This is a genomic window from Ectothiorhodospira sp. PHS-1, assembly GCF_000225005.1.
In the GTDB taxonomy this organism is placed as follows: domain Bacteria; phylum Pseudomonadota; class Gammaproteobacteria; order Ectothiorhodospirales; family Ectothiorhodospiraceae; genus Ectothiorhodospira.
The window spans coordinates 1-735 of record NZ_AGBG01000083.1 but is presented as its reverse complement, the minus strand read 5'-3'; the positions used below and the strand labels follow the sequence as shown (position 1 = coordinate 735).

The 735-nt window shown below is 63.0% G+C and carries 1 protein-coding gene; it reads left to right on the top strand.

Annotated elements, in window-relative coordinates; genetic code table 11:
- A partial coding sequence (locus ECTPHS_RS13695; protein WP_008933363.1) for an IS256 family transposase occupies positions 1-681 on the top strand: 681 nt, incomplete at its 5' end.
- Between the last annotated feature and the right edge of the window lie 54 nt (positions 682-735).

Sequence of the window (735 nt, the reverse complement as noted above, 5' to 3'; positions counted from 1 at the left end):
TATCTCTTCCTGGATGCCCGTTACGAGAAAGTCTGCCTGGAGGGTCGTATTGTCGATTGCGCCGTGCTGATCGCCGTCGGCATCGACGCCACCGGCAAACGCCGGGTGCTGGGCTGCACGGTCGCCACCTCGGAAGCCGAGATCAACTGGCGGCGCTTCCTCGAAGGCCTGCTCGCCCGCGGGCTGCACGGCGTCAAGCTCATCGTGGCCGATGACCATGCAGGACTCAAGGCGGCGCGCCGGGCGGTACTGCCCGCCGTTCCCTGGCAGCGTTGTCAGTTCCATCTGCAACAAAACGCCGGACAGTTCGTTACCCGACAGGAGGCAAGAAAAACCGTGGCTGCCCAACTGCGCACGATCTTCAATGCGCCGGACAGAGCTGAAGCCGAGCGCCTTCTGATGTCGGCACTGGAGACCTGGCGCAAGGAGCACCCGAAGCTGGCCGAATGGGCTGAAGCTGCCGTCCCGGAAAGCCTGACGGTGTTCGACTTCCACGCCGCCCACCGCGTGCGCCTGCGCACGACCGGGCTTGCGCGAATCAACCGGGAGTTGCGACGCCGAACCCGTGTGGCCAGCATCTTCCCCAACCCCGATTCCTGCCTGCGCCTCATCTCCGCTTTGCTCGCCGAACTCGACGACGAGTGGATGACCGGCAAGGTCTATCTCAACCTCAACCCGTAACCCCAACGTCATGACCACCACTTCGGAAATTTACAGAAAAGGGGTTGCACAATC